General features: G+C 69.0%; 23 protein-coding genes and 4 tRNA genes. 9 read left to right on the forward strand and 18 right to left on the reverse strand.

From position 1 onward, the window contains the following. Nucleotides 1-14: 14 nt before the first annotated feature. From ABT041_RS36840 to ABT041_RS36885, 10 genes are all read right to left on the reverse strand, one after another. Nucleotides 15-3,914, reverse strand: coding sequence for a DNA-directed RNA polymerase subunit beta' (locus tag ABT041_RS36840; protein WP_041130748.1), 3,900 nt, complete (start codon nucleotides 3,912-3,914; stop codon nucleotides 15-17). Between the two features lie 100 nt (nucleotides 3,915-4,014). Continuing rightward, nucleotides 4,015-7,497: a DNA-directed RNA polymerase subunit beta gene (gene rpoB, locus ABT041_RS36845; RefSeq protein ID WP_093874560.1), complete on the reverse strand. Its 3,483-nt coding sequence runs from the start codon at nucleotides 7,495-7,497 to the stop codon at nucleotides 4,015-4,017. Between the two features lie 548 nt (nucleotides 7,498-8,045). Continuing rightward, complete coding sequence (gene rplL / locus ABT041_RS36850) at nucleotides 8,046-8,432, reverse strand: 50S ribosomal protein L7/L12 (protein ID WP_351192946.1); 387 nt, start codon at nucleotides 8,430-8,432, stop codon at nucleotides 8,046-8,048. 112 nt (nucleotides 8,433-8,544) lie between these two features. Then, complete coding sequence (gene rplJ / locus ABT041_RS36855) at nucleotides 8,545-9,075, reverse strand: 50S ribosomal protein L10 (protein ID WP_030687887.1); 531 nt, start codon at nucleotides 9,073-9,075, stop codon at nucleotides 8,545-8,547. 251 nt (nucleotides 9,076-9,326) lie between these two features. Beyond that, a complete protein-coding gene (locus ABT041_RS36860; protein WP_351192949.1) occupies nucleotides 9,327-10,250 on the reverse strand; it encodes an SCO4651 family lipoprotein in 924 nt (307 codons plus the stop codon). 118 nt (nucleotides 10,251-10,368) lie between these two features. Continuing rightward, nucleotides 10,369-11,097 carry a 50S ribosomal protein L1 gene (gene rplA / locus ABT041_RS36865; RefSeq protein ID WP_351192952.1) on the reverse strand — a complete coding sequence of 243 codons (729 nt, stop codon included), beginning with the start codon at nucleotides 11,095-11,097 and terminating at the stop codon, nucleotides 10,369-10,371. Between the two features lie 77 nt (nucleotides 11,098-11,174). Further along, nucleotides 11,175-11,609 (reverse strand): 50S ribosomal protein L11, encoded by a 435-nt coding sequence (gene rplK / locus ABT041_RS36870; RefSeq protein WP_030687894.1) that lies wholly within the window; start codon nucleotides 11,607-11,609, stop codon nucleotides 11,175-11,177. Between the two features lie 158 nt (nucleotides 11,610-11,767). Further along, nucleotides 11,768-12,628 carry a transcription termination/antitermination protein NusG gene (gene nusG / locus ABT041_RS36875; protein WP_351192956.1) on the reverse strand — a complete coding sequence of 287 codons (861 nt, stop codon included), beginning with the start codon at nucleotides 12,626-12,628 and terminating at the stop codon, nucleotides 11,768-11,770. Between the two features lie 43 nt (nucleotides 12,629-12,671). Beyond that, nucleotides 12,672-12,956, reverse strand: coding sequence for a preprotein translocase subunit SecE (gene secE / locus ABT041_RS36880; RefSeq protein WP_041130741.1), 285 nt, complete (start codon nucleotides 12,954-12,956; stop codon nucleotides 12,672-12,674). Between the two features lie 103 nt (nucleotides 12,957-13,059). After that, nucleotides 13,060-13,132, reverse strand: a tRNA-Trp gene (locus ABT041_RS36885). A 207-nt stretch (nucleotides 13,133-13,339) separates the two neighbouring features. Between ABT041_RS36885 and ABT041_RS36890 the strand changes: the two genes are divergently transcribed. Together ABT041_RS36890 and ABT041_RS36895 are read left to right on the forward strand one after the other, a co-directional pair. Continuing rightward, the gene (locus tag ABT041_RS36890) at nucleotides 13,340-14,566 is read left to right on the forward strand and encodes a pyridoxal phosphate-dependent aminotransferase (RefSeq protein ID WP_351192958.1); all 1,227 of its coding nucleotides are present in this window, start codon (nucleotides 13,340-13,342) and stop codon (nucleotides 14,564-14,566) included. A gap of 120 nt (nucleotides 14,567-14,686) precedes the next feature. Continuing rightward, entirely contained in the window at nucleotides 14,687-15,706 is a 1,020-nt protein-coding gene (locus ABT041_RS36895; protein ID WP_351192960.1) for an adenosine deaminase, read from the forward strand. On the opposite strand, the gene ABT041_RS36900 is transcribed toward ABT041_RS36895, so the two are convergent. Beyond that, nucleotides 15,703-16,299 (reverse strand): TetR/AcrR family transcriptional regulator, encoded by a 597-nt coding sequence (locus tag ABT041_RS36900; protein ID WP_351192963.1) that lies wholly within the window; start codon nucleotides 16,297-16,299, stop codon nucleotides 15,703-15,705. The genes ABT041_RS36895 and ABT041_RS36900 overlap by 4 nt on opposite strands. Nucleotides 16,300-16,386: 87 nt before the next feature. Here ABT041_RS36900 and ABT041_RS36905 point away from each other — a divergent pair, with 87 nt between their 5' ends. Further along, nucleotides 16,387-17,019, forward strand: coding sequence for an NAD(P)-dependent oxidoreductase (locus ABT041_RS36905; RefSeq protein WP_351192966.1), 633 nt, complete (start codon nucleotides 16,387-16,389; stop codon nucleotides 17,017-17,019). Here ABT041_RS36905 and ABT041_RS36910 read toward each other — a convergent pair. The 6 genes from ABT041_RS36910 to ABT041_RS36935 form a co-directional block, all read right to left on the reverse strand. Further along, nucleotides 17,016-18,119, reverse strand: a complete 1,104-nt coding sequence (locus ABT041_RS36910) for a UDP-N-acetylmuramate dehydrogenase (protein ID WP_502976693.1) — start codon at nucleotides 18,117-18,119, stop codon at nucleotides 17,016-17,018. The genes ABT041_RS36905 and ABT041_RS36910 overlap by 4 nt on opposite strands. A gap of 15 nt (nucleotides 18,120-18,134) precedes the next feature. Continuing rightward, nucleotides 18,135-18,563, reverse strand: a complete 429-nt coding sequence (locus tag ABT041_RS36915; protein ID WP_351192971.1) for a MaoC family dehydratase — start codon at nucleotides 18,561-18,563, stop codon at nucleotides 18,135-18,137. 2 nt (nucleotides 18,564-18,565) lie between these two features. Beyond that, nucleotides 18,566-19,018, reverse strand: a complete 453-nt coding sequence (locus tag ABT041_RS36920; protein WP_351192973.1) for an FAS1-like dehydratase domain-containing protein — start codon at nucleotides 19,016-19,018, stop codon at nucleotides 18,566-18,568. A gap of 105 nt (nucleotides 19,019-19,123) precedes the next feature. Beyond that, a complete protein-coding gene (gene rpmG, locus ABT041_RS36925) occupies nucleotides 19,124-19,288 on the reverse strand; it encodes a 50S ribosomal protein L33 (protein ID WP_003956487.1) in 165 nt (54 codons plus the stop codon). Nucleotides 19,289-19,376: 88 nt separating this feature from the next. Further along, nucleotides 19,377-19,449 (reverse strand) — tRNA-Met (locus ABT041_RS36930). Between the two features lie 44 nt (nucleotides 19,450-19,493). After that, a tRNA-Thr gene (locus ABT041_RS36935) sits at nucleotides 19,494-19,566 on the reverse strand. Between the two features lie 206 nt (nucleotides 19,567-19,772). Between ABT041_RS36935 and ABT041_RS36940 the strand changes: the two genes are divergently transcribed. Next, complete coding sequence (locus ABT041_RS36940) at nucleotides 19,773-21,053, forward strand: amidohydrolase family protein (protein ID WP_351192976.1); 1,281 nt, start codon at nucleotides 19,773-19,775, stop codon at nucleotides 21,051-21,053. A gap of 2 nt (nucleotides 21,054-21,055) precedes the next feature. Then, a complete protein-coding gene (locus ABT041_RS36945; protein ID WP_351192979.1) occupies nucleotides 21,056-21,712 on the forward strand; it encodes an SDR family oxidoreductase in 657 nt (218 codons plus the stop codon). Between the two features lie 104 nt (nucleotides 21,713-21,816). On the opposite strand, the gene ABT041_RS36950 is transcribed toward ABT041_RS36945, so the two are convergent. Next, nucleotides 21,817-21,898: transfer RNA gene (locus ABT041_RS36950), tRNA-Tyr, on the reverse strand. Between the two features lie 172 nt (nucleotides 21,899-22,070). Here ABT041_RS36950 and ABT041_RS36955 point away from each other — a divergent pair. The 4 genes from ABT041_RS36955 (at nucleotide 22,071) to ABT041_RS36970 (ending at nucleotide 25,079) form a co-directional block, all read left to right on the forward strand. Further along, nucleotides 22,071-22,562 (forward strand): YajQ family cyclic di-GMP-binding protein, encoded by a 492-nt coding sequence (locus tag ABT041_RS36955; RefSeq protein ID WP_030687924.1) that lies wholly within the window; start codon nucleotides 22,071-22,073, stop codon nucleotides 22,560-22,562. 96 nt (nucleotides 22,563-22,658) lie between these two features. Beyond that, the gene (locus ABT041_RS36960) at nucleotides 22,659-23,204 is read left to right on the forward strand and encodes a methylated-DNA--[protein]-cysteine S-methyltransferase (RefSeq protein WP_351192983.1); all 546 of its coding nucleotides are present in this window, start codon (nucleotides 22,659-22,661) and stop codon (nucleotides 23,202-23,204) included. Beyond that, entirely contained in the window at nucleotides 23,201-23,830 is a 630-nt protein-coding gene (locus ABT041_RS36965; protein ID WP_351192986.1) for an alpha-ketoglutarate-dependent dioxygenase AlkB family protein, read from the forward strand. Before ABT041_RS36960 ends, ABT041_RS36965 begins: the two co-directional genes overlap by 4 nt. Before the next feature lie 10 nt (nucleotides 23,831-23,840). Next, a complete protein-coding gene (locus ABT041_RS36970; RefSeq protein WP_351192988.1) occupies nucleotides 23,841-25,079 on the forward strand; it encodes an APC family permease in 1,239 nt (412 codons plus the stop codon). The last annotated feature ends 245 nt before the right edge of the window (nucleotides 25,080-25,324 follow it).

A 25,324-nucleotide genomic window follows, 5' to 3' on the forward strand; every position in this document is an offset into this window, starting at 1 on the left:
GTCAAGCGACTCGCTTACTGGTTGTACGGACCGTAGTCGTAGTCCTCCAGCGGAACGGCCTGGCCGGAGCCGGAGCCGAACGGCGAGTAGTCGATGTCGTCGTAGCCGACGGCCGAGTACATCGCGGCCTTGGCCTCCTCGGTCGGCTCGACCCGGATGTTGCGGTAGCGGGACAGACCCGTACCGGCCGGGATGAGCTTACCGATGATGACGTTCTCCTTGAGGCCGATGAGGCTGTCGGACTTGGCGTTGATCGCCGCATCCGTCAGGACTCGGGTCGTCTCCTGGAAGGAGGCGGCCGACAGCCAGGACTCCGTCGCCAGCGAGGCCTTGGTGATACCCATCAGCTGCGGACGGCCGGAGGCGGGGTGACCGCCCTCGGTGACCACACGACGGTTCTCGGTCTCGAACTTCGACCGCTCGACCAGCTCGCCCGGCAGGAGCTCCGCGTCGCCGGACTCGATGATCGTCACGCGGCGCAGCATCTGCCGGATGATGATCTCGATGTGCTTGTCGTGGATCGACACGCCCTGCGAGTTGTAGACCTTCTGGACTTCGCCGACCAGGTGGACCTGGACCGCGCGCTGACCGAGGATCCGGAGCACGTCGTGCGGGTTGGTGGCACCCACGGTGAGCTTCTGGCCCACCTCGACGTGGTCGCCCTCGCCCACGAGCAGACGGGCACGCTTCGAGATCGGGAACGCCGTCTCGTCGGTGCCGTCGTCCGGGGTGACGACGATCTTCTTGGTCTTCTCGGTCTCCTCGATGCGGACGCGACCGGCCGCCTCGGAGATCGGGGCGACACCCTTCGGCTGCCGCGCCTCGAAGAGCTCGACGACACGGGGCAGACCCTGGGTGATGTCGTCACCGGCCACACCACCGGTGTGGAAGGTACGCATCGTCAGCTGGGTACCGGGCTCACCGATGGACTGGGCGGCGATGATGCCGACCGCCTCACCGATGTCGACCAGCTTGCCGGTGGCGAGCGAACGGCCGTAGCAGAACGCGCAGGTACCGACGGCGGACTCACAGGTCAGGACCGAACGGGTCTTGACCTCCTCGACGCCCGCGTTGACCAGGGCGTCGATGAGCACGTCACCCAGGTCGACGTTGGCCGGCGCGATGACCTTGCCGTCGACGACGACGTCCTCGGCGAGCATCCGCGCGTACACGGAGGTCTCGACGTCGTCCGTCTTCCGCAGGACACCGGCCTCGTCCTTGGCCGCGATCCGCAGCTTCAGACCGCGCTCGGTGCCACAGTCCTCCTCGCGGATGATGACGTCCTGCGAGACGTCCACCAGACGACGGGTCAGGTAACCCGAGTCGGCGGTACGCAGGGCGGTGTCGGCGAGACCCTTACGGGCACCGTGCGTCGAGATGAAGTACTCGAGGACGGAGAGGCCCTCACGGAAGGACGCCTTGATCGGACGCGGGATGGTCTCGTTCTTCGCGTTCGACACCAGACCACGCATACCGGCGATCTGCCGCATCTGCATCATGTTTCCTCGGGCACCCGAGTCAACCATCATGAAGATGGGGTTCGTCTTGGGGAAGTTCGCGTTCATCGCCTCGGCGACCTCGTTGGTCGCCTTGGTCCAGATCGCGATGAGCTCCTGCGTGCGCTCTTCCTTGGTGATCAGACCGCGCTCGTACTGCTTCTGGACCTTCTCGTCCTGCGCCTCGTAGCCCTTGACGATCTCCTTCTTCGCCTCGGGAACGACGACGTCGGAGATGGCCACGGTGACACCGGAACGGGTCGCCCAGTAGAAGCCCGCCGCCTTCAGGTTGTCGAGCGTCGCCGCCACGATGACCTTGGGGTAGCGCTCGGCGAGGTCGTTGACGATCTCGGAGAGCTGCTTCTTGCCGACGGAGTAGTCGACGAACGGGTAGTCCTCGGGCAGCAGCTCGTTGAAGAGCGCGCGGCCCAGCGAGGTCTTCAGACGGAACGAGTCACCCTGCTGCCACTCCGGCTCGCCCTCCTCGGCGACCGGGGGAACCCAGCCACGGGGAGCGACGGTGCCGACCGGGAAGCGGATCTCGATCTGCGACTGCAGCGCGAGCTCGCCGGCGTCGAACGCCATGATCGCCTCGGCCGTGGAGCCGAACGCGCGGCCCTCGCCCTTGGTGTCACGGAGTTCACCGTCGGTGGTGAGGAAGAACAGACCGAGGACCATGTCCTGGGTCGGCATCGTCACCGGACGGCCGTCGGCGGGCTTGAGGATGTTGTTCGAGGACAGCATCAGGATGCGGGCCTCGGCCTGCGCCTCCGCGGAGAGCGGCAGGTGGACGGCCATCTGGTCACCGTCGAAGTCCGCGTTGAACGCGGTGCAGACGAGCGGGTGGATCTGGATGGCCTTGCCCTCGACCAGCTGCGGCTCGAAGGCCTGGATGCCGAGGCGGTGCAGCGTGGGCGCACGGTTCAGCAGAACCGGGTGCTCGGCGATGACCTCTTCGAGGACGTCGTACACGACCGTGCGGCCGCGCTCGACCATCCGCTTGGCCGACTTGATGTTCTGCGCGTGGTTCAGGTCGACCAGGCGCTTCATCACGAACGGCTTGAAGAGCTCCAGCGCCATGGCCTTCGGCAGACCGCACTGGTGCAGCTTGAGCTGCGGGCCGACGACGATGACGGAACGCGCCGAGTAGTCGACACGCTTGCCGAGCAGGTTCTGACGGAATCGACCCTGCTTGCCCTTCAGCATGTCGCTGAGGGACTTCAGCGGACGGTTGCCGGGGCCCGTGACCGGGCGACCACGACGGCCGTTGTCGAAGAGGGCGTCGACCGCCTCCTGGAGCATGCGCTTCTCGTTGTTCACGATGATCTCGGGCGCGCCGAGGTCGAGAAGCCGCTTCAGGCGGTTGTTGCGGTTGATCACACGGCGGTACAGGTCGTTCAGGTCGGAGGTCGCGAAGCGGCCACCGTCGAGCTGCACCATCGGACGCAGGTCCGGCGGGATGACCGGCACGCAGTCGAGAACCATGCCCTTGGGGCTGTTCGCGGTCTGCAGGAACGCGGAGACGACCTTGAGGCGCTTGAGCGCACGGGTCTTCTTCTGGCCCTTGCCGGTACGGATGATCTCGCGGAGGCGCTCGGCCTCCTCCTCCAGGTCGAAGGACTCGAGACGCTTCTGCAGCGCCGCGGCACCCATCGAGCCGTCGAAGTACGTGCCGAAGCGGTCACGCAGCTCGCGGTAGAGGAGCTCGTCGCCCTCCAGGTCCTGGACCTTGAGGTTCTTGAAGCGCGACCAGACCTCGTCCAGACGGTCGATCTCGCGCTGCGCACGGTCGCGCAGCTGCTTCATCTCGCGCTCGGCACCCTCGCGCACCTTGCGGCGCACGTCGGCCTTGGCGCCCTCGGCCTCCAGCTCGGCGAGGTCGTTCTCGAGCTTCTTGGCGCGGGCCTCCAGGTCGGAGTCGCGACGGTTCTCGATCTGCTGACGCTCGACGGAGACGTGCGCCTCCAGGGAGGGCAGGTCACGCGTACGGCGCTCGTCGTCGACGTACGTGATCATGTACGCCGCGAAGTAGATGACCTTCTCCAGGTCCTTCGGGGCGAGGTCGAGCAGGTAGCCCAGGCGCGACGGAACGCCCTTGAAGTACCAGATGTGGGTGACGGGGGCGGCCAGCTCGATGTGGCCCATCCGCTCACGGCGCACCTTGGCGCGGGTGACCTCGACGCCACACCGCTCACAGATGATGCCCTTGAAGCGGACGCGCTTGTACTTGCCGCAGTAGCACTCCCAGTCCCGGGTCGGACCGAAGATCTTCTCGCAGAAGAGTCCGTCCTTCTCGGGCTTGAGCGTGCGGTAGTTGATGGTCTCCGGCTTCTTGACCTCGCCGTGGCTCCACTGACGGATGTCGTCAGCGGTGGCCAGACCGATCCGGAGCTCGTCGAAGAAGTTGACGTCGAGCACTATGCGTCAATCCCTCTCAGGGTTGTAAGGCTGTGGGTCTGATACGGGGGTCCTGGGGCCGGCGGGGGGCTCATTGCTGAGCCCCCGCACCGGACTCCCGTCAGACCTCTTCGACGCTGCTCGGCTCGCGCCGGGACAGGTCGATGCCGAGCTCCTCCGCTGCGCGGAAGACGTCCTCGTCGGTGTCGCGCATCTCGATGGACATGCCGTCCGAGGACAGCACCTCCACGTTGAGGCACAGGGACTGCATCTCCTTGATGAGGACCTTGAAGGACTCGGGGATGCCGGGCTCAGGGATGTTCTCGCCCTTGACGATGGCCTCGTAGACCTTCACGCGGCCGGTCACGTCGTCGGACTTGATCGTCAGCAGCTCCTGGAGGGCGTACGCGGCGCCGTAAGCCTCCAGCGCCCACACCTCCATCTCACCGAAGCGCTGGCCACCGAACTGGGCCTTACCACCCAGCGGCTGCTGGGTGATCATCGAGTACGGGCCGGTCGAACGCGCGTGGAGCTTGTCGTCGACCAGGTGGTGGAGCTTGAGGATGTACATGTACCCGACGGAGATCGGGTCCGGGAACGGCTCGCCGGAGCGGCCGTCGAACAGCCTCGCCTTACCGGTCGGGAGCACCATGCGCTCGCCGTCGCGGTTCGGGATGGTGTGCTGGAGCAGACCCGCGAGCTCGTCCTCACGCGCACCGTCGAAGACCGGGGTCGCGACGTTGGTGCCGGGGGCGACCTGGTCGGCGCCGATCGCCTGGAGGCGCTGCGCCCACTCGTCCGCGAGACCGGAGACGTCCCAGCCGCGGCTGGCGAGCCAGCCGAGGTGGATCTCCAGGACCTGTCCCGGGTTCATTCGGGACGGGACACCCAGCGGGTTGAGGATGATGTCGACCGGGGTGCCGTCCTCGAGGAACGGCATGTCCTCGATCGGGAGGATCTTGGAGATGACACCCTTGTTGCCGTGACGGCCGGCGAGCTTGTCACCGTCGGTGATCTTGCGCTTCTGGGCGACGTAGACGCGGACCAGCTGGTTCACGCCCGGGGGAAGCTCGTCGCCCTCCTCGCGGTCGAAGACACGGACGCCGATGATCTTGCCGATCTCGCCGTGCGGGACCTTCAGCGAGGTGTCACGGACCTCACGGGCCTTCTCACCGAAGATCGCGCGGAGCAGGCGCTCCTCCGGGGTCAGCTCGGTCTCACCCTTGGGCGTGACCTTGCCGACCAGGATGTCGCCGGCGACGACCTCGGCACCGATGCGGATGATGCCGCGCTCGTCGAGGTCCGCGAGGACCTCCTCGGAGACGTTCGGGATGTCCCGGGTGATCTCCTCGGGGCCGAGCTTGGTGTCACGGGCGTCGACCTCGTGCTCCTCGATGTGGATCGAGGAGAGGACGTCGTCCTGCACGAGGCGCTGCGACAGGATGATCGCGTCCTCGTAGTTGTGGCCCTCCCACGGCATGAACGCCACGAGGAGGTTCTTGCCGAGCGCCATCTCGCCGTCTTCGGTGGCGGGACCGTCGGCGAGGACCTGGCCCTCGATGACGCGGTCGCCCTCGTCCACGACGACCTTCTGGTTCACAGAGGTGCCCTGGTTGGAGCGGGAGAACTTGTGCAGGCGGTACGTGATGTACGTGCCGTCGTCGTTGGCGACCGTGATGTAGTCGGCCGACAGCTCCTGGACGACACCGTCCTTCTCGGCCTTGAGCACGTCGCCGGCGTCGGTGGCGCAGCGGTACTCCATGCCGGTGCCGACGAGCGGGGCCTCCGACTTAATGAGCGGGACGGCCTGACGCATCATGTTCGCGCCCATGAGGGCACGGTTGGCGTCGTCGTGCTCGAGGAACGGGATCATGGCGGTCGCGACCGACACCATCTGGCGCGGCGAGACGTCCATGTAGTCCACGTCCGACGGCTCGACGTAGTCGACCTCGCCGCCACGCTTACGAACGAGGACGCGCGGCTCGGAGAAGCGGAGCTCGTCGTTCAGCGCGGCGTTGGCCTGCGCGATGACGAACCGGTCCTCCTCGTCGGCGGTGACGTAGTCGACCTCGTCGGTGACCTGGCCGTCGACGACCTTGCGGTACGGCGTCTCGATGAAGCCGAACGCGTTGACGCGGCCGTACGAGGCGAGCGAACCGATCAGACCGATGTTCGGGCCTTCGGGGGTCTCGATCGGGCACATGCGTCCGTAGTGGGACGGGTGCACGTCTCGGACCTCGAAGCCGGCCCGCTCACGGGAGAGACCACCAGGACCCAGGGCCGAGAGACGACGCTTGTGCGTCAGACCCGACAGCGGGTTGTTCTGGTCCATGAACTGGGACAGCTGGCTGGTGCCGAAGAACTCCTTGATGGAGGCGACGACCGGCCGGATGTTGATCAGGGTCTGCGGCGTGATCGCCTCGACGTCCTGCGTGGTCATCCGCTCGCGGACGACGCGCTCCATACGAGCCAGACCCGTGCGGACCTGGTTCTGGATGAGCTCGCCGACGTTGCGCAGACGACGGTTGCCGAAGTGGTCGATGTCGTCGGTCTCGACGACGATCTCGTTGCCGTTCTCACCGATCGTCTCGGTCTCGCCCGCGTGGAGCTTCACGAGGTACTTGATCGTGGCGATGATGTCGTCGGTGGTGAGGACACCGGCGTCCAGCGGCTCGTCGGCGCCGAGCTTCTTGTTCACCTTGTAGCGGCCGACCTTGGCGAGGTCGTAGCGCTTCGGGTTGAAGTAGAGGTTCTCGAGCAGCGTCTGAGCGGCCTCACGGGTCGGCGGCTCGCCCGGACGGAGCTTGCGGTAGATGTCCAGCAGCGCGTCGTCCTGGCCCTGGGTGTGGTCCTTCTCCAGGGTGGCGCGCATCGACTCGTACTCGCCGAACTCCTGCAGGATCTGCTCGGTGGTCCAGCCGAGAGCCTTGAGGAGGACGGTGACGGACTGCTTGCGCTTGCGGTCGATGCGGACACCGACCAGGTCGCGCTTGTCGATCTCCATCTCCAGCCAGGCACCCCGGGACGGGATGATCTTGGCGGAGAAGATGTCCTTGTCGGACGTCTTGTCGATGGAGGAGTCGAAGTAGACACCGGGGGAACGGACCAGCTGCGACACCACGACACGCTCGGTGCCGTTGATGACGAAGGTGCCCTTGTTCGTCATGAGCGGGAAGTCGCCCATGAAGACCGTCTGGGACTTGATCTCGCCGGTCTCGTTGTTGGTGAACTCGGCCGTGACGAAGAGCGGGGCGCCGTACGTGAAGTCACGGTCCTTGCACTCGTCGATCGAGTTCTTCGGCGGCTCGAAGCGGTGGTCGCGGAAGGTCAGCGACATCGACCCGGAGAAGTCCTCGATCGGGGAGATCTCCTCGAAGATCTCCTCCAGACCGGACTTCGTGGGGACGTCCTGTCCCGACTCAAGGGCAGCCTCGACGCGAGCCTTCCAGGCGGCGTTGCCGAGCAGCCAGTCAAAGCTCTCGGTCTGCAGCGCGAGGAGGTTCGGAACCTCGAGGGGCTCCTTGATCTTTGCAAAGGAGATGCGCAGCGGGGCGGTGCTTGCGCCGTTGTTCGTATTGGTCGAGGCGTTGCGCGAGGCGGCCAAGAGGGGGTCCTTCCGAGGGCTCGGACTCACTACGCGCGTACCGGTCCCCAGCAACGCTTCACGGCAGACTTTTCCTGAGATGACCAAAAGGCCAGGTCAGACGGGGTCGGTCCACGAAGCTGATGCGAAGGTATGCCCCTGGTGACGGGCAGGGGGCAGCTAACAGGCAGCGCAAAGGGTCAGTGTAGCCACTTGGCCCACTGATGTCCAGGGCGACTTCTTCGCGACCCTCGTTGCTCTCAACTCCGCGGTACCTCGCGCCGTGCGGCGCACCTCGATACTGCCCGTTCAGCCGTCGATCCATGCCTCGGAAACGGATCGTTGTGACGACGCGTCCTGAGAATTGCGCGCTGCGTGCGGTTCGTCAAGACCCGCCGGTCTGCGGGGCGCACGGCGAAGATCACCATACTCCGCTTCCGGATGCCCGCAGGACCCCCGCCACGCCCGTTTCCCGGGAACGCAGAGAGGCGACCACCCAGATGGGTGATCGCCTCTCGGTGCCTCCGCGTTACACGGGGGCTGAGTCAGCTCGGTGAGCCGAAACGGTCTTACTTGACCGTGACGGAGGCACCGGCGGCCTTGAGGGCCTCGGCGGCCTTGTCAGCGGCCTCCTTCGCGACCTTCTCGAGGACCGGCTTCGGGGTGCCGTCGACGAGGTCCTTGGCCTCCTTGAGGCCCAGGGAGGTGAGCTCGCGCACGACCTTGATGACCTGGATCTTCTTGTCGCCGGCACCCTCGAGGATGACGTCGAACTCGTCCTGCTCCTCAACGGCGCCAGCGGCGTCGCCGCCACCAACGGCGGGACCGGCAACGGCGACGGCCGCGGCGGCGGTGACGTCGAACTTCTCCTCGAAGGCCTTCACGAACTCGGAGAGCTCGATGAGGGTCATCTCCTCGAACTGGGCGAGGAGGTCGTCCTGAGAGAGCTTCGCCATGATGGGCGATCCTTCCACTAATCTCGGCAGGTGCCGATGTGTCTATAGAGGCGGGCGTAACGGCCCGCTACGACCCGCGCACTAGGCGGCGCGGATCAATGCGCGAGCCGAATTACTCGGCACCGCCCTGCTCGGCGAGCTTGACGCGAAGCGCTTCCGCGGTGCGGACGAACTTCGACGGCAGCGCCTGGAAGAGCGAGGCAGCCTGAGACTGCTTGCCCTTGAAGGCACCGGCCAGCTTGCTGAGCAGAACCTCGCGGGACTCGAGGTCCGCAAGCTTCTTGATGTCGTCGGCGGAGAGAGCCTTACCGTCAAGGACACCGGCCTTGATGATGAGGTTCGGGTTCTCCTTGGCGAAGTCACGCAGGGCCTTCGCCGACTCCACCGGGTCACCGGTGACGAAGGCGACCGCGGTCGGACCAGCGAAGTGCTCGTCCAGTGCGGTGATCCCGGCCTCGTTGGCCGCAATCTTGGTCAGCGTGTTCTTCACCACGGCGTACTGGGCGTTCTCACCGAGAGAGCGACGCAGCGTCTTGAGCTGCGCGACGGTGAGACCCCGGTACTCGGTCAGCACGGCGGCGTTGGAGCTCTGGAACGCGTCCTTGAGCTCGGCCACCGATGCAGCCTTGTTGGGCGTCGGCATAGTGCGTCGGCCTCCTTCCGGGTGATGAGGACCGCTCAGAAGGAGGCTGGACAAAACAAAACGCCCCGGGCGCAGGCGCACGGGGCTGAGCTCGACCGGACGATGAAGTCCGGGAACACTTCCACAGTCACCTGCGCGGGTCGTCCGTTGTCAGCGGATCCTTCGGCCACCGCACCCGGTAAGGGCACAGCAACGACCAGCGGTCTTTGGCTTCTGTGGAAGCGTACGTGATGGCCTGCGCCAGGAGCAAATCAGCCCTGACCGGGCTCCTTGCCGAAGTCCTTCATCATCTCGAAGAGGTCCACGGTGTCCTTGGCCGGCGGGGCCTGTACGGCGGACTTGGTGCCGTAGTCGGTGTAGTCGGCCCGGATCTGCATCGTGCCCTCGGCCATGGTCATGCCGATGTCCATACGGGCCGGGTAGCCGTCCTCGGTGACCCAGAACTCGGTGTCGTAGCCCTTGAGGCCCGTCTTCTTCATGGTGGCGAGGAGCTCGTCGTGGTCCTTCTTGGAGAGGAGCTTCGACGACTCGTTGGCCTTGAGCATCTGCTCGAGGGTGAGCGTGCCCTTGTAGTGCTCGGTCTCCATGCCGTTGATCTTCTCGGCACCGACGTGCTTCAGGTCCGGGGAGTCCAGCAGCAGGGCGAGCTGCTGGGCCGGGTCCTGGTTCATGTTGTCCAGGCCGCCGGTCATCTGCTTCCGCAGCGCCTTGTCGCCGGAGGCGTCGGCCGCGGCCTTCATGTCGAGCTTCATCCAGCGCTTGCCGTCCATCTCGGCGGCCTGCTTGGCACCCATGTCCATGTACATGACCTGGTCGAGCATGATCATGCGCATCTGCTGGGGGGCGTCCGGGCCGCCGGCGGAGAGCATGGAGCCCTTCATGGTGATGTCCATCACCGCCGGGTCCCACCCCTGGACGCCCGTCATCTCGATCGTGCCGGACTCGCTGCCGAGCCCCTCCATGGTCATGGTCATCTTGACCTTGGCGGCCTTGGCGGCCGAGGTCTTCTCGTACGCGGCCTGGATGACCTTCGTGACGTCCCCGTGGCTCTGCGCCTCGGGAGTGGCCGGCGCGGCCCCCTTGGCGTCCCCGCCGTCCTGACAGCCCGCGACGCCGGTCACGACCGCCACGGCCGTGAGAGCGACGCCCGCGCGCTTCCATGCGGACTTGTTCATGAGCGTTCCCCACCCCTTGATCCAAGGTCTTTACGGTCTCTTGAACCGTAACAAAGAGCCGGCCCCGCACCTCCGGAGAGGTGCGGGGCCGGCTGACCACTCAGTGAACCGGTGAGGTTCAGACCGCGGCCGGGTCCTCCTCGACGAGGAGGTTGCGGGTGCGGTTGGAGTCCAGCGGGATGCCGGGGCCCATCGTCGTGGAGAGGGCCGCCTTCTTGATGTAGCGACCCTTCGCGGCGGACGGCTTCAGACGGAGGATCTCCTCCAGGGCCGCGGCGTAGTTCTCGACCAGCTTCGTGTCATCGAAGGAGACCTTGCCGATGATGAAGTGGAGGTTCGAGTGCTTGTCGACGCGGAACTCGATCTTGCCGCCCTTGATGTCGTTGACAGCCTTCGCGACATCGGGGGTGACGGTGCCGACCTTGGGGTTCGGCATGAGACCACGCGGGCCGAGGACGCGGCCGAGGCGGCCGACCTTGCCCATGAGGTCCGGGGTGGCCACCACGGCGTCGAACTCGTTCAGGCGGTTGCCCTTGGAGATCTCGTCGATGAGCTCGTCGGAGCCGACGATGTCGGCGCCCGCGGCGATCGCGGCCTCGGCACGGTCACCGGTCGCGAAGACCAGGACCCGGGCGGTCTTGCCGGTGCCGTGCGGGAGGTTCACGGTGCCACGGACCATCTGGTCGGCCTTGCGCGGGTCGACACCCAGGCGGAAGGCGACCTCGACGGTGCCGTCGAACTTGGTGGTGGCGGTCTCCTTGGCGAGACGGACGGCCTCGAGGGGGGCGTAGAGCCGCTCGCGGTCGACCTTGGCGTCCGCGGAGCGGAGAGCCTTGCTGCGCTTCACTGCTTCTCCTGTTGTTCAGGGGTGGAGTCGTGGTGCGGGCCGCGCCGGCCCTACCACTGGAGGTCAAACGGGGGTGATCAGCCCTCGACCGTGATGCCCATGGAGCGGGCGGTGCCGGCGATGATCTTGGACGCGGCGTCCAGGTCATTGGCGTTGAGGTCGGGGAGCTTGACCGTGGCGATCTCGCGGACCTGGGCGGCCGTGAGCTTGGCGACCTTGGTCTTGTGCGGCTCGCCGGAGCCCTTCTCCACACCCGCGGCCTTGAGGATCAGCTTGGCGGCCGGCGGAGTCTTGGTGATGAAGGTGAAGGTGCGGTCTTCGTAGACCGTGATCTCCACCGGCACGACCATGCCACGCTGCGACTCGGTCGCGGCGTTGTAGGCCTTGCAGAACTCCATGATGTTGACGCCGTGCTGACCCAGCGCGGGGCCGACCGGCGGGGCCGGGTTGGCCGCACCAGCGTTGATCTGGAGCTTGATAAGCCCCGTGACCTTCTTCTTCTTGGGAGGCATTGCTCTCTCCGGGTCCTAGTGAGAGTGTTCAGCCCGCCTTCCGGTCATCCGGATGCAGGCATACCGCACAACGATAACGGGTATAGACGTGCGGCTAAAAACCGAGCAGGTCAGAGCAGCTGTGAGAGCCACTCTGACCTGGTCGGAAGACGGTGAGATCAGTTCTTCTGGATCTGGTCGAAGCTGAGCTCGACCGGGGTCTCGCGACCGAAGATCTCGACGAGGCCCTTGACCTTCTTCGAGTCCGGGTTGATCTCGTTGATCGTGGCCTGGAGGGTCGCGAACGGGCCGTCGGTGACGGTGACCGAGTCGCCGACCTCGAAGTCCAGGACCTGGACCTCCAGCTTGCGGGCCGGAGCGGGCTTGCCCTCGGCCTCGGCGGCCTCGCGGGCGGCCTTCTCCTCGGCCTCCGGGGCGAGCATCTTGACGATCTCGTCCAGGGTCAGCGGGTACGGGTCGTAGGCGTTGCCCACGAAGCCGGTGACGCCGGGGGTGTTGCGGACGACGCCCCAGGACTCGTTCGTCAGGTCCATGCGGACGAGAACGTAGCCGGGAAGCTTGTTCTGCTTGACGTTCTTCCGCTCGCCGCCCTTGATCTGGACGATCTCTTCCTCGGGGACCTCGGCCTGGTAGATGAAGTCCTCGACGTTGAGCGAGACGGCACGCTGCTCGAGGTTGGCCTTCACGCGCTTCTCGTAGCCCGCGTAGGTGTGGATGACGTACCACTCGCCGGGGAGGGTGCGGAGCTCCTCGCGGAGCGCGGCGACCGGGTCGACCGGGGCGGCCGGCTCGGCCTCCTCCTCGGTCTCTTCCTCGGCGTCCTCGTCCTCGACCTCTTCGGTCTCGTCCTCGTCGGTCTCGTCGGCCTCTTCGGCCTCGTCGATCTCGACGTCGTCCGCAGCGTCCTCAGCAGCGTCGACCTCGACGTCCTCGACGTCCTCGTCGGCGGCCTCGACGATGTCCAGCTCGTCCTCGACGGACTCGGACTCGAAGGCGTCGTTCAGGTTCGCGTCAGACACGGTGGCTGCTTCTTCCTGCGATACAGATGGGTGGAACAAAAAGTCAGCCGAAGACGTACTTGACTGCTTCCTGGAAGCCATAGTCAATCACGGTGACAAGGCCGATCATGATGACGACGAAGACAATCACCACGGTGGTGTACGTCGTCAGCTGGTTCCGCGTGGGCCAGACGACCTTGCGGAGCTCGGCGATGATCTGGCGGTAGAAGAGCGCGAGACGGCCCAGGGGGCCCTTCTTTCCGCGCTTCCCGCCCTTGCGGGACTTCTTCTTCGACTCTGCGGTCTCGTCGGCATCAGGCATGTCGATGGAGCCTACGGCGTCCGTCACGATCTCTCACCTGATTCCGGGTCGGCCGTGCCGCGCCCGGGTGGAGCCGCACGGCGGTGCAATGAAGTACGTACATGCGCACAACACCTGGCGGTGTGTGTAGCAGGGCCGGAGGGACTTGAACCCCCAACCGCCGGTTTTGGAGACCGGTGCTCTACCAATTGAGCTACGACCCTTTGTCGGTGCCCCCCAAACGTACCGCATCGTGAGATGTGGTCGGTGCGGGCCAACGAGGAGTGAGCATACGTGGTCATGGGCCCCTACGTCGAACAGAAAGCGCGCCGACCTGCCGTCGGACGCGCGTACGACCGGTAATGACCGGTCCTGTCCGGTCCGTGAAACCTGTGTGCCGGGCCTCGACGTGGTCTGGGACGATGGCCCGTATGAGCGCTGCTACCCCTCCCACCGAGCGTCGGGTCTCCGCCCGGATCGGTGCGATCTCCGAGTCCGCCACCCTCGCCGTCGACGCCAAGGCCAAGGCCCTCAAGGCCGCCGGGCGCCCGGTGATCGGTTTCGGCGCGGGTGAGCCCGACTTCCCGACCCCGGACTACATCGTCGACGCGGCCGTCGAGGCCTGCAAGAACCCGAAGTACCACCGCTACACGCCGGCCGGCGGTCTGCCCGAGCTGAAGGCCGCGATCGCCGCCAAGACGCTGCGCGACTCCGGTTACGAGATCGACGCCTCCCAGGTCCTGGTGACCAACGGCGGCAAGCAGGCGATCTACGAGGCCTTCGCCGCGATCCTCGACCCGGGCGACGAGGTCATCGTCCCGGCGCCGTACTGGACGACGTACCCCGAGTCGATCCGCCTCGCGGGCGGTGTCCCGGTGGAGGTCGTCGCCGACGAGACCACCGGTTACCGGGTCTCGGTGGAGCAGCTGGAGGCTGCGCGCACGGAGAAGACCAAGGTCGTCCTCTTCGTCTCCCCCTCGAACCCGACCGGCGCCGTCTACAGCGAGGCCGAGACCGAGGCGATCGGCCGCTGGGCCGTCGAGCACGGCCTGTGGGTCCTCACGGACGAGATCTACGAGCACCTGGTCTACGGCGACGCCTCCGCCGTCTCGCTGCCGGCCGTCCTGCCGGAGCTGCGCGACAAGTGCATCGTAGTCAACGGCGTGGCGAAGACGTACGCGATGACGGGCTGGCGCGTGGGCTGGATCATCGGCCCGAAGGACGTCGTGAAGGCCGCGACGAACCTGCAGTCGCACGCCACCTCCAACGTGAGCAACGTGGCGCAGGTCGCCGCGCTCGCCGCCGTCTCCGGGAACCTGGACGCGGTCAAGGAGATGGGCAAGGCCTTCGACCGCCGCCGTCAGACGATCGTGCGGATGCTCAACGAGATCGAGGGCGTCGTCTGCCCGACGCCGGAGGGCGCGTTCTACGTGTACCCGTCGGTGAAGGGGCTGCTCGGCAAGGAGATCCGCGGCAAGCGCCCGGAGACCTCGGTCGAGCTCGCCGCGCTGATCCTGGACGAGGCCGAGGTCGCGGTCGTCCCCGGCGAGGCCTTCGGCACCCCGGGCTACCTGCGGCTGTCGTACGCGCTCGGTGACGAGGACCTGGTGGAGGGCGTGTCCCGGATCCAGAAGCTGCTCGCCGAGGCGCGCGACTGATCCTCTGGGAGGTGCGGGCCCCCGGTTCTCCTGAACCGGGGGCCCGTTTTTGCGTTCTAGCAAGGTCCCGATCGGGGAAACGGACTGTATTCGTCCATTCGGGTACGGCAGGATCAGCCAATGGAGCACCTTTACCGCGACCTCAGCAGCCTTCCCAAGGCCCATCTGCACCTGCACTTCACGGGTTCGATGCGGCCCACGACGCTCATCGAGCTGGCCGACAAGTACGGCGTGCATCTCCCGGAGGCGCTGAGCAGCGGTACGCCTCCCAAGCTGCGGGCGACCGACGAGCGCGGCTGGTTCCGCTTCCAGCGGCTCTACGACATCGCCCGCTCCTGCCTGCGCGCGCCGGAGGACATCCAGCGGCTCGTCCGGGAGGCGGCCCAGGAGGACGTCAGGGACGGCTCGGGGTGGCTGGAGATCCAGGTCGACCCCACCTCGTACGCCCCGCATCTGGGCGGCCTGATCCCGGCCCTGGAGATCATCCTGGACGCGGTCGACGCGGCCTCGCGGGAGACGGGTCTCGGGATGCGGGTCCTGGTCGCGGCGAACCGGATGAAGCACCCTCTGGAGGCCCGGACGCTGGCCCGGCTCGCGGTGCGGTTCGCGGACCGGGGCGTGGTCGGCTTCGGGCTCTCCAACGACGAGCGGCGGGGCATGGCCCGGGACTTCGACCGGGCCTTCGCGATCGCGCGCGAGGGCGGCCTGCTCGCGGCCCCGCACGGCGGCGAGCTGACGGGGCCCTCGTCCGTACGGGACTGCCTGGACGACCTGCGGGCGGCGCGGGTCGGCCACGGGGTGCGGTCGGCGGAGGACCCGCGGCTGCTGCGGAGGCTCGCCGAGAAGGGCGTGACCTGCGAGGTCTGCCCGGCCTCGAACGTGGCCCTCGGGGTGTACGAGAAGCACGAGGACGTCCCGCTGCGCACGCTCTTCGAGGCGGGCGTCCCGATGGCGCTCGGCGCCGACGACCCGCTCCTCTTCGGTTCCCGGCTCGCCGCCCAGTACGAGATCGCGCGGCGGCACCACGGGTTCACGGACGAGGAGCTGGCGGAGCTGGCCCGTCAGTCGGTGCGGGGCTCGGCGGCGCCGGAGGACGTCAAGGCGAAGCTGCTGGCGGGGATCGACGACTGGATCGCCTAGGCGATCCCGCGCAGCAGGGTGCGGGCGAGGCCGCGGGCGAAGTCGTCGAGGGAGTCCGGCGGCCGGCGGTCCGGGCTCGTCTCCCAGGCGAAGGAGCGCTGCACACAGGCGCCGAGGAGCAGCGAGGCGGCGGCCACCGGGTCGGCGTCGGGGCTGATGCGGCCATGGCTCTGCTCGGCGCGGAGATAGGCGGCGAGGCCCTCGATGGGCTTGTGCGGGCCCATGCCGTAGCTGCGCATGGCCTCCTCGTGGCGCCGTTTGAGCGCCGGCTCGGCGTAGAGGGAGGCGACGACCGGGAAGGTCTGCCCGTAGAAGAGCGCGGCCTGCCGGGCGACCTCGGTGAGGTTCTCCTCGACGGTGCGGCCGCCGGGGTCGGCGACGAGCGTGCCGAGGAGCCCGCCGAGCTGGGGCAGGCGCTCGTTCAGGACGGTCAGGAAGAGCTCTTCCTTGCTGCTGAAGTACTTGTAGAGCGCGGCTTCCGAGCAGCCGGCAGCCTTGGCGATCTCCTTGGTGGTCGTGCGGGCGAGCCCCGCCGTCCGCATGAGGTCACGGGCGGCGTCGACGATCCGGGTCCGGGTCGGCCTCTGTTCCATGCATCCTCCAGCCGCGCTTGACGTCTGAGTGAGTATCCACTCACCTTGGGGGTGAGTGAATACTTACCCACCCCAGGAGGGTCCGACATGAAGCTCACGGTCTTCGGTGCGACGGGCGGCATCGGCCAGGAGATCGTCCGGCAGGCCCTGGCCTCCGGCCACGAGGTGACGGCGGTCGTACGGGACCCGGCGCGGCTCACCGTGACGGGCACGCGCCTGACGGTCCGGCGGGCCGACCTGTCCGACCCCGAGGCGCTGCGCGGGGCCGTGGCGGGCCGGGACGCGGTGCTCTCGGGCCTCGGGGCCAGGACCCGGGCCGACGCGGGCGTGGCGGCGCGGCTGACCCGCTCGGTGCTCACGGCGATGGAGGCCGAGAAGACGCGCCGGCTCCTGGTCGTCAGCGCGGCCCCGCTGGGCCCGGCCCCGAACGGCCAGGCCCTCGTCGACAGGGCGGTCCTGGCGATCGTCAACAACGTCCTGAAGGACGTCTACGCCGATCTGCGGGTCATGGAGTCGGACCTCGCGAAGAGCGACGCCGACTGGACCTCCGTACGCCCGCCCAAGCTGACGAACAGGCCGGGCACCGGGCAGTACCGCAGGGTCGTCGGCGGCACCCCGTCCCGGGGCCGCTCACTGGCCCGCGCGGACGTGGCGCACGCGATGCTGGCGATGATCGACGACCCCGCGACGGTCAGGCAGGGCGTCGGGGTCGCCTACTAGAGCTCCACGCCCACGGTGACGGGCTCGTTGACGAGGGTGATCCCGAAGGCCGCGTGCACCCCCGCGACGACCTCGCGGGCGAGGGCGAGGAGGTCCTCGGTGGTCGCCTCGCCGCGGTTGGTGAGGGCGAGGGTGTGCTTGGTGGAGATCCGGGCGGGCCCGGAGCCGTACCCCTTGGTGAAGCCGGCCTTGTCGATGAGCCAGGCGGCCGAGGTCTTCACGGCGCCGTCCTCGCCCGCGGGGAAGGCCGGCGGGGTGACGTCGGGGCCGAGCCGCTCGACGACGCGCGTGAGGAAGGTCTCGTACTCCCCCGCCGTCAGGATCGGGTTGGTGAAGAAGGATCCGGCGGACCAGGTGTCGTGGTCCTCGGGGTCCAGGACCATGCCCTTGCCCGCGCGGAGCTTCAGGACGGTCTCGCGGGCGTGCGCGAGCGGCACCCGGTCGCCGACCTCGACGCCGAGGGCCCGGCCGGTCTCGGGGTAGTTCACCGGTGCGGACATGCCGTCCGCGTCCTCCAGGTCGAAGCGGACCCGCAGCACGACGTACCGGTCGGGCTGGTCCTTGAAGAGGCTGTGCCGGTACGAGAAGGCGCACTCGGCGTTGGTGAGGGTGACGGTCTCCTCGGCGCGCCGGTCGTAGGCGACGACCTCGGTGACGGTGGCGGAGACGTCCTGCCCGTAGGCGCCGACGTTCTGGATGGGGGTCGCGCCGGCCGAGCCGGGGATGCCGGCCAGGCACTCGATCCCGGCGAGCCCGGCCTCGACGGTCCGCGCCACGGCGTCCGTCCAGACCTCGCCCGCGGCGAGCTCCAGCCGCGTGCCGTCCAGGTGGAAGCCGGTGGTGGCGATGCGCAGCGCCGTGCCGTCGAAGCCCTTGTCCCCGATGACCAGGTTGGATCCGCCGCCGATGATCAGCAGCGGGGTCCCGGCGGCGTCGGCCTCGCGGACGGCCGCGACCACCTCGTCGTCGGTGGTGGCGGTGACGAGCCGGGTGGCGGGTCCGCCGAGCCGGAAGGTGGTCAGGGGCGCGAGGGGGGCGTCTGCGATCTGCTGCACGGGCTCAAGGGTACGGGCCCTGCTTTCCGCGTCTGCGGAAAGCAGGGCCCGTCGGCGGCTTCAGGCGAGGCGGACGACGGCCCGGGACATGCCCAGGACCTTCTGTCCGGCGCTCACGGCCGTGAGGTCGACCCGCACCTGCTTGTCGTCCAGCTTCGCGGCGACCTTGGCGGAGACCTCGATCTCGGCGCCCTTGTCGTCGTTGGGGACGACGACCGGCTTGGTGAAGCGGACGCCGTACTCGACGACGGCGGCGGGGTCGCCGGTCCAGTCGGTGACGACGCGGATCGCCTCGGCCATGGTGAACATGCCGTGGGCGATGACGTCGGGGAGGCCGACCCCGACCGCGAACTTCTCGTTCCAGTGGATCGGGTTGAAGTCCCCGGAGGCGCCGGCGTACTGCACGAGCGTGGCGCGGGTCACGGGGAAGGTCTGGGCGGGCAGCTCGGTGCCGACCTCGACCTCGTCGTAGGCGATCTTCGCGGTCATGGTCAGGCCTCCTCGGGGGCGCGGGAGACGAGCTTGGTCCAGGCGGTGACGACGTGCTCGCCGGAGGCGTCGTGGACCTCGCCGCGGATGTCGAGGATGTCGTTTCCGGCGAGGGACTTGATCGCCTCGATGGTGGAGGTGACCGAGAGCCGGTCCCCGGCGCGTACGGGCCGGGTGTAGGCGAACTTCTGGTCGCCGTGGACGACGCGGCTGTAGTCGAGGCCCAGCTGCGGGTCCTCGATGACGGCGCCGGCCGCCTTGAATGTGATGGCGAACACGAAAGTGGGCGGGGCGATCACATCGGAATGTCCGAGCGCCTTGGCCGCCTCGGTGTCGGTGTACGCGGGATTGGCGTCACCGATCGCCTCGGCGAACTCGCGGATCTTCTCGCGGCCGACCTCATAGGGCGCGGTGGGCGGATAGGTCCGGCCCACGAAGGACTGGTCGAGCGCCATGGACTCGATACCTCCTGCTGAATTTGTTGCCGATGCCTGTCGGGAGGAGCCGACAAACGACACGAGGCCGCCCCCGAGTGGGGACGGCCTCGTGTACGAGCCTGATTAGCGCGTCTCGCGGTGCGCGGTGTGCGAGTTGCAGCGAGGGCAGTGCTTCTTCATCTCAAGACGGTCCGGGTTGTTACGCCGGTTCTTCTTGGTGATGTAGTTCCGCTCCTTGCACTCCACGCAGGCCAGCGTGATCTTCGGGCGGACGTCGGTGGCAGCCACGTGAGTGCTCCTTGACGGACGGATGGACGGATGAACGCATAGAAGAGTAGCCGATCGAAGGACCGACCCCACAATCGGCTACTGTCTGTAGCGGTGACCGGACTTGAACCGGTGACACAGCGATTATGAGCCGCTTGCTCTACCGACTGAGCTACACCGCTTTGATGATCCGGACCCCGCCCGAAGGCGGGATCCCTCTCACCAGAGCCCCAATACGGAATCGAACCGTAGACCTTCTCCTTACCATGGAGACGCTCTACCGACTGAGCTATTGGGGCGAGCGAGGAAGACATTACACGGTCTCCGGCCCATCACCCAAATCCGTTTCCCCGCGGCCTCGCGACGGCCCTCATCAGGCGTCCCGTACGCCACTCGTGGCCTCATCGGTACGACTATTGCGCTCCTCCTCGAAGCACGCTGCGAGCGCCCCTAGGCTCGGCCCCACGCTGCGTGATCTTGATCTTGAGGAGCCTTGAGGAGCCCGATGTCAGCCGACAGCAAGCAGCCCCAGCCACCCGAGGACGGGGCCGCCACCACCGCCGACTCGACCTCGCTCCTGCTCTCCCACGCACGGCTCACCGACGGAAGGACCGTGGACGTACGGCTCGTCGGCGGCCGCATCGAGGCCGTCGGCACCGCGGGCAGCCTCCCCGCCGGCGGCGCGCGGGTCGACCTCTCCGGCTATCTGCTGCTGCCCGCCGCCGCCGAACCGCACGCCCACGCCGACACCGCGCTCTCCGCCGACACCCCGGGTCCCGTCTCGCACGCCCCCGAGGAGGTACAGCGGCGGGCAACCGAGGCGGCACTGCTCCAGCTCGGCCACGGCGCGACGGCGCTCCGCGCGCACGTGCGCATCGGCGACGTCCAGGGACTCGGCCCGCTGGAGGCCGTGCTCCAGGCCCGCCGCTCGCTCCGGGGCCTCGCCGATCTCACGGCCGTCGCCGTACCCCGGCTGCTCACGGGCGTCGCGGGCGCGGACGGGCTCGCGATGCTGCGGGACGCGGTGAAGATGGGCGCGGGCGTGGTCGGCGGCTGCCCGGACCTCGACCCGGACCCGGCCGGGTACGTGGAGGCGGTCCTGGAGGTCGCGGCCGAGAACGGCGTCCCGGTCGACCTGCACACCGACGGGGACGATCCGGCGCGTCTGGCCCGGCTGGCGGCGATGGCGGGCGGGCTGCGGCCGGGGGTGACGATCGGGCCGTGCGCGGGCCTCTCCCGGCTCCCCTCCGACGCGGCGCACCGGGCGGCGGACCGGCTGGCGGCGGCCGGCGTGACGGTGGTGTGCCTGCCGCAGGGCGGCTGCGGGGGGACGGAGCTGCGCGGGGCGGCGCCGGTGCGGCTGCTGCGGGCGGCCGGGGTGCGGGTCGCGGCGGGCGGCGGGGCGCTGCGGGACGTGGCCAACCCGGTGGGGCGCGGGGACCCGCTGGAGGCGGCGTACCTGCTCGCCTCGCTCGGCGGGATGGATCCCCAGGAGGCCTACGGGGCGGTGAGCGCGGAGGCCCGGGCTGTGATGGGGCTGCCGGAGGTGCGGGTGGAGGCCGGTTTCCCGGCGGAGCTGCTCGCGGTGCGCGGCGAGCGTCTGGCGGGCGTGCTGTCCCTCGCGTACAGCCGGATCGTGGTGCACCGGGGGCGGGTGGTGGCGCGGACGAGCGCGGTGCGGGAGTACTGCGACTCGGCGGCGGCCCTGGACCTGCCGCGTCAGTCACGCCCGGAGCGGCCGCCCGAGCCGGGAAGCCCTCCGGCCGGACCAGACGTACGGTCGTGAGTATGCGCATCGTCATCGCTGGAGGACACGGACAGATCGCCCTGCGGCTGGAGAGGCTGCTCTCGGCGGCGGGGCACGAGGTCGCGGGGATCATCCGCAACCCGGAACAGGGCGCCGACCTGCGGGACGCGGGCGCGGAGCCCGTGGACATGGACCTGGAGACGGCGTCGCTCGAGATGGTCGCCGCGGTGCTCCAGGGCGCCGACGCGGCCGTCTTCGCGGCGGGCGCCGGCCCGGGCAGCGGCGCGGCCCGGAAGGACACGGTGGACCGCGGCGCGGCGGTCCTGTTCGCCGACGCGGCGGAACGCGCGGGCGTGCGCCGCTACCTCGTCGTCTCGTCGATGGGCGCGGACGCGTCCCACCAGGGCGACGGGATCTTCGACGCCTACCTCCGCGCGAAGGGCGCGGCGGACGACGACATCCGCGCCCGCGAGGCCCTGGAGTGGACGATCCTGCGTCCCGGCTCCCTGACGGACGACGAGGGCACGGGCATGGTCCGCCTGGAGGCCCACACGGGCCGTGGGTCGGTTTCGAGGGACGACGTGGCCGCGGTCCTCGCCGAACTCATCGACACCCCGGCGACCGCGGGCCTCACCCTGGAACTGATCGCCGGCTCGGTCCCGCTCTCGGTCGCGGTGAAGGACGTGGCCGGCAACTGACCCGGTTCGGGATCCGTCCCGGAAACGGTCCCGGAAGAGCTCCCGGAAGAGCTCCCGGAAACGAGTGAAGGTCCCCGGTGCAAGCACCGGGGACCTTCTTCACGTGGCGACGCCAGGATTCGAACCTGGGTAGGCTAAGCCGACGGATTTACAGTCCGCTCCCATTGGCCACTCGGGCACATCGCCATGGGTTCGCTGCCTTGGTTCACCGCGTTTCTGCGGTGTTCCCCGGCAACGACGTAAACAATACCTGATCCCCGGGGGTGGTTCGCCACCCGATTGATCAGCGGTTCGGCCGGCGGCTCACCCCCTAGGCTTTGGGGGTACCCCACAGCATCCGAGCAAGGAGCCACGAGTCATGGCCGACTCCAGTTTCGACATCGTCTCCAAGGTCGAGCGGCAGGAGGTCGACAACGCCCTCAACCAGGCCGTGAAGGAGATCTCCCAGCGCTACGACTTCAAGGGAACCAACGCCTCGATCTCCTGGTCGGGCGAGAAGATCCTGATGCAGGCGAACGGCGAGGAGCGCGTCATGGCGATCCTCGACATCTTCCAGTCCAAGCTGATCAAGCGCGGGATCTCGCTCAAGTCGCTGGACGTCGAGGGCGAGCCGCAGCTGTCCGGCAAGGAGTACAAGCTCTTCGCCTCCGTCCAGGAGGGCATCTCCCAGGAGAACGCCAAGAAGGTCGCGAAGGCCATCCGCGACGAGGGCCCCAAGGGCGTCAAGGCGCAGGTCCAGGGCGACGAGCTGCGGGTCAGCTCGAAGAGCCGCGACGACCTGCAGGCCGTGCAGGCGCTGCTCAAGGGCAAGGACTTCGACTTCGCGATCCAGTTCGTGAACTACCGCTGACCCGTCGAGGCCGGTGTCCGAATACCGCCAGCCCGGCGCTCGGCGGTCCCCGCACACTGGGTCTCGGGAAGACCCGCGCGGGGAGAGGAACCAGTCATGACCGTGTACGCGTACGTCGACGGCCCCCTGGGCGAGATGCTCCTCGTCGGACAGCTCGCCGAAGGGGGCCGGGCCGTGCTGCGCTCGCTGTCCCTGCCGGGGCAGAAGGGCGCCGTCGGGGTCGAGGACGGCTGGACGCCCGCGCCCGGGGCGTTCGCCGAGGCCGCACGGCAGCTGGACGAGTACTTCGCGGGGCGCCGCGACCGGTTCGACCTGCCGCTCGCCGGTGACGCCGGCACCGAGTTCCAGCGGCGCGTCTGGCGGGCCCTGGAGGAGATCCCGTACGGCACGACCGTCTCGTACGGGGAGATCGCCCGGCGCGTCGGTTCGGCCGGCGCGGGGGTACGGGCCGTGGGCACCGCGATCGGGCGCAATCCGTTGCTCGTGGTGCGGCCCTGCCACCGGGTGATCGGGGCCGACGGGAACCTGCGCGGGTACGCCGCCGGGCTCGACCGGAAAGAGCGGCTGCTCGGGCTGGAAGGCGCCCTCGGCGGGACCCTCGGTGGAGCTCTCGGAGGCGCTCTCGGAGGAGCTCTCGTGTGAGTGAGGGGCTCTTCCCCCGCGAGCGGGTCACGGTGGCACCCGGGGCGGTGCACGTGCCCGGGTGGCTCCCGCTCGCGCGCCAGCGGGAGCTCGTGGACGCCTGCCGGGAGTGGGGGCGCGGGCCCTTCCCGTACCGGCAGACCGTGCTGCCCGGCGGCGGCGTGATGTCGGTGCGCTCGCTGGCCCTGGGCCGGCAGTGGGTGCCGTACCGCTACCTCGACACGTTCGGGATCCCGCTGCCCGACTGGCTCGTCGCACTGGGCCGGGAGGCGCTCGTCGAGGCGTACGGGGACCACGGGGGCTTCACGCCCGACACCGCGCTCGTGAACTTCTACGCGCCGGGGGCGCGCATGGGGATGCACCAGGACCGGGAGGAGCGCTCCGGGGCGCCGGTGGTGTCGCTGAGCCTCGGGGACCGCTGCGTGTTCCGCTTCGGGAACGAGGAGAGCCGCGGCCGGCCGTACCAGGACGTCGATCTCGTCTCCGGCGACCTCTTCGTCTTCGGCGGGGCTTCGCGGTGGGTTCACCACGGCGTCCCCAAGGTGTTCCCGGGGACGGCGGATCCCGCGCTCGGCCTGACCGGGCGCCTGAACATCACGCTCAGGGAGACCGGCCTCAGCGTCTAATGTGCGGAGCATGACACCGGAACTCCGCCGCTCCCTGGGCCTCTTCGACGCGGTCGTGATCGGCCTCGCCTCGATGATCGGGGCGGGCATCTTCGTCGCGCTCGGGCCCGCCACGGACGCGGCAGGCTCCGGGGCGGGGCTGCTCTGGGCGCTCGGCCTCGCGGCCGTGGTCGCGTACTGCAACGCCATGGCCTCGGCCCGCCTCGCCGCTCTCTACCCGGCCTCCGGCGGCACGTACGTGTACGGTCGCGAACGCCTGGGCTCCTTCTGGGGCTACCTCGCCGGCTGGGCGTTCGTCGCCGGCAAGACGGCCTCCTGCGCGGCCATGGCGCTGACGGTCGGGGCGTACGTGTGGCCGGAGCAGGCGCACGCGGTGGCGGTCGCCGCCGTGCTGGCCCTGACGGCCGTCAACTACCGGGGAGTTCAGAAGTCGGCGCTGCTCACGCGGGTGATCGTGGCGGTGGTCCTCGCGGTGCTCGCGTGCGTCGTCGCGGTCGCCTTGGGGGCGGGCGGAGACGGCGTCAGGACAGCCGGGACGGAGCTCACCACGGGTGGCGTACTCCAGGCCGCGGGTTTGCTCTTCTTCGCATTCGCGGGGTACGCGCGGATTGCCACGCTCGGCGAGGAGGTCCGTGATCCGGCCCGCACCATCCCCCGGGCCGTGCCGCTCGCGCTGGGCCTCACGCTCGTCGTCTACGGGCTCGTCGCGGTCGCCGTCCTCACCGTCCTCGGCCCCGCGGCCCTCGCCGCCTCCCCCGCTCCGCTCGCCGACGCGGCCCGCGCGGCGGACGCCGGCTGGCTGGTGCCGGTGGTCACGGCGGGCGCGGCCGTCGCGGCGCTCGGCTCGCTCCTCTCGCTGATCCTCGGGGTGTCCCGTACGACCCTGGCGATGGCCCGGGACGCCTACCTGCCGACGGCCCTCGCGGCCGTCCACCCCCGCTTCCGGGTGCCGCACCGGGCGGAGCTCGCCGTGGGCGCGATCGTGGCCGTGGTGGCGGCGACGGTGGACGTGCGGGGTGCGATCGGCTTCTCGTCCTTCGGCGTGCTCGTCTACTACGGCATCGCGAACGCCTCCGCCTGGACCCTGGGCGGCCGCGCCCGCTACCTGGCCGCGCTGGGCCTCGCCGGCTGCGGAGCCCTGGCCTTCGCCCTCCCCGTGGGCTCGGTGCTCGCGGGCTCGGGGGTGGTGGCGGCGGGCGTGGTGGCCTGGGCGGTCAGCCGGGGGCGCGCGGTGCCGCCGGGACGGTAGTCGCCGGCGCCCGTTGTGGGGCGCGCTTTCGCCCGTTGTGGGCCCGCGCCCCGCCGTTGTGGGCAATCGTTCCGCTGGGGCGGAACGGGTGGGCACAACGGAACGGCGCCCCTGCCGGCGCCAGAGGCTCCCGCGCCCGGACCCGCACCCCGTGCGCAGTGCACTGGTGGTGCGCGTGGGCCTGATCGAGCCGACGACCGGCACCGTCAGCGTCGCCGGCCGCGCCCCGCACAGCACCGCGCCCC

This window comes from Streptomyces sp. NPDC002825, assembly GCF_040295385.1.
Taxonomy (GTDB): Bacteria; Actinomycetota; Actinomycetes; order Streptomycetales; family Streptomycetaceae; genus Streptomyces.

Coding starts and splice junctions, on each gene's coding strand:
- ABT041_RS36900 (WP_351192963.1), bottom strand. CDS start 16,299: ATGGAACAGAGGCCGACCCGGACCCGGATCGTCGACGCCGCCCGTGAC.
- ABT041_RS36960 (WP_351192983.1), top strand. CDS start 22,659: ATGACCGTGTACGCGTACGTCGACGGCCCCCTGGGCGAGATGCTCCTC.
- ABT041_RS36940 (WP_351192976.1), top strand. CDS start 19,773: ATGTCAGCCGACAGCAAGCAGCCCCAGCCACCCGAGGACGGGGCCGCC.
- ABT041_RS36860 (WP_351192949.1), bottom strand. CDS start 10,250: ATGAACAAGTCCGCATGGAAGCGCGCGGGCGTCGCTCTCACGGCCGTG.
- ABT041_RS36955 (WP_030687924.1), top strand. CDS start 22,071: ATGGCCGACTCCAGTTTCGACATCGTCTCCAAGGTCGAGCGGCAGGAG.
- ABT041_RS36905 (WP_351192966.1), top strand. CDS start 16,387: ATGAAGCTCACGGTCTTCGGTGCGACGGGCGGCATCGGCCAGGAGATC.
- rplK (WP_030687894.1), bottom strand. CDS start 11,609: ATGCCTCCCAAGAAGAAGAAGGTCACGGGGCTTATCAAGCTCCAGATC.
- ABT041_RS36895 (WP_351192960.1), top strand. CDS start 14,687: ATGGAGCACCTTTACCGCGACCTCAGCAGCCTTCCCAAGGCCCATCTG.
- ABT041_RS36915 (WP_351192971.1), bottom strand. CDS start 18,563: ATGACCGCGAAGATCGCCTACGACGAGGTCGAGGTCGGCACCGAGCTG.
- ABT041_RS36890 (WP_351192958.1), top strand. CDS start 13,340: ATGAGCGCTGCTACCCCTCCCACCGAGCGTCGGGTCTCCGCCCGGATC.
- ABT041_RS36970 (WP_351192988.1), top strand. CDS start 23,841: ATGACACCGGAACTCCGCCGCTCCCTGGGCCTCTTCGACGCGGTCGTG.
- rplJ (WP_030687887.1), bottom strand. CDS start 9,075: ATGCCGACGCCCAACAAGGCTGCATCGGTGGCCGAGCTCAAGGACGCG.
- ABT041_RS36945 (WP_351192979.1), top strand. CDS start 21,056: ATGCGCATCGTCATCGCTGGAGGACACGGACAGATCGCCCTGCGGCTG.
- rplL (WP_351192946.1), bottom strand. CDS start 8,432: ATGGCGAAGCTCTCTCAGGACGACCTCCTCGCCCAGTTCGAGGAGATG.
- ABT041_RS36920 (WP_351192973.1), bottom strand. CDS start 19,018: ATGGCGCTCGACCAGTCCTTCGTGGGCCGGACCTATCCGCCCACCGCG.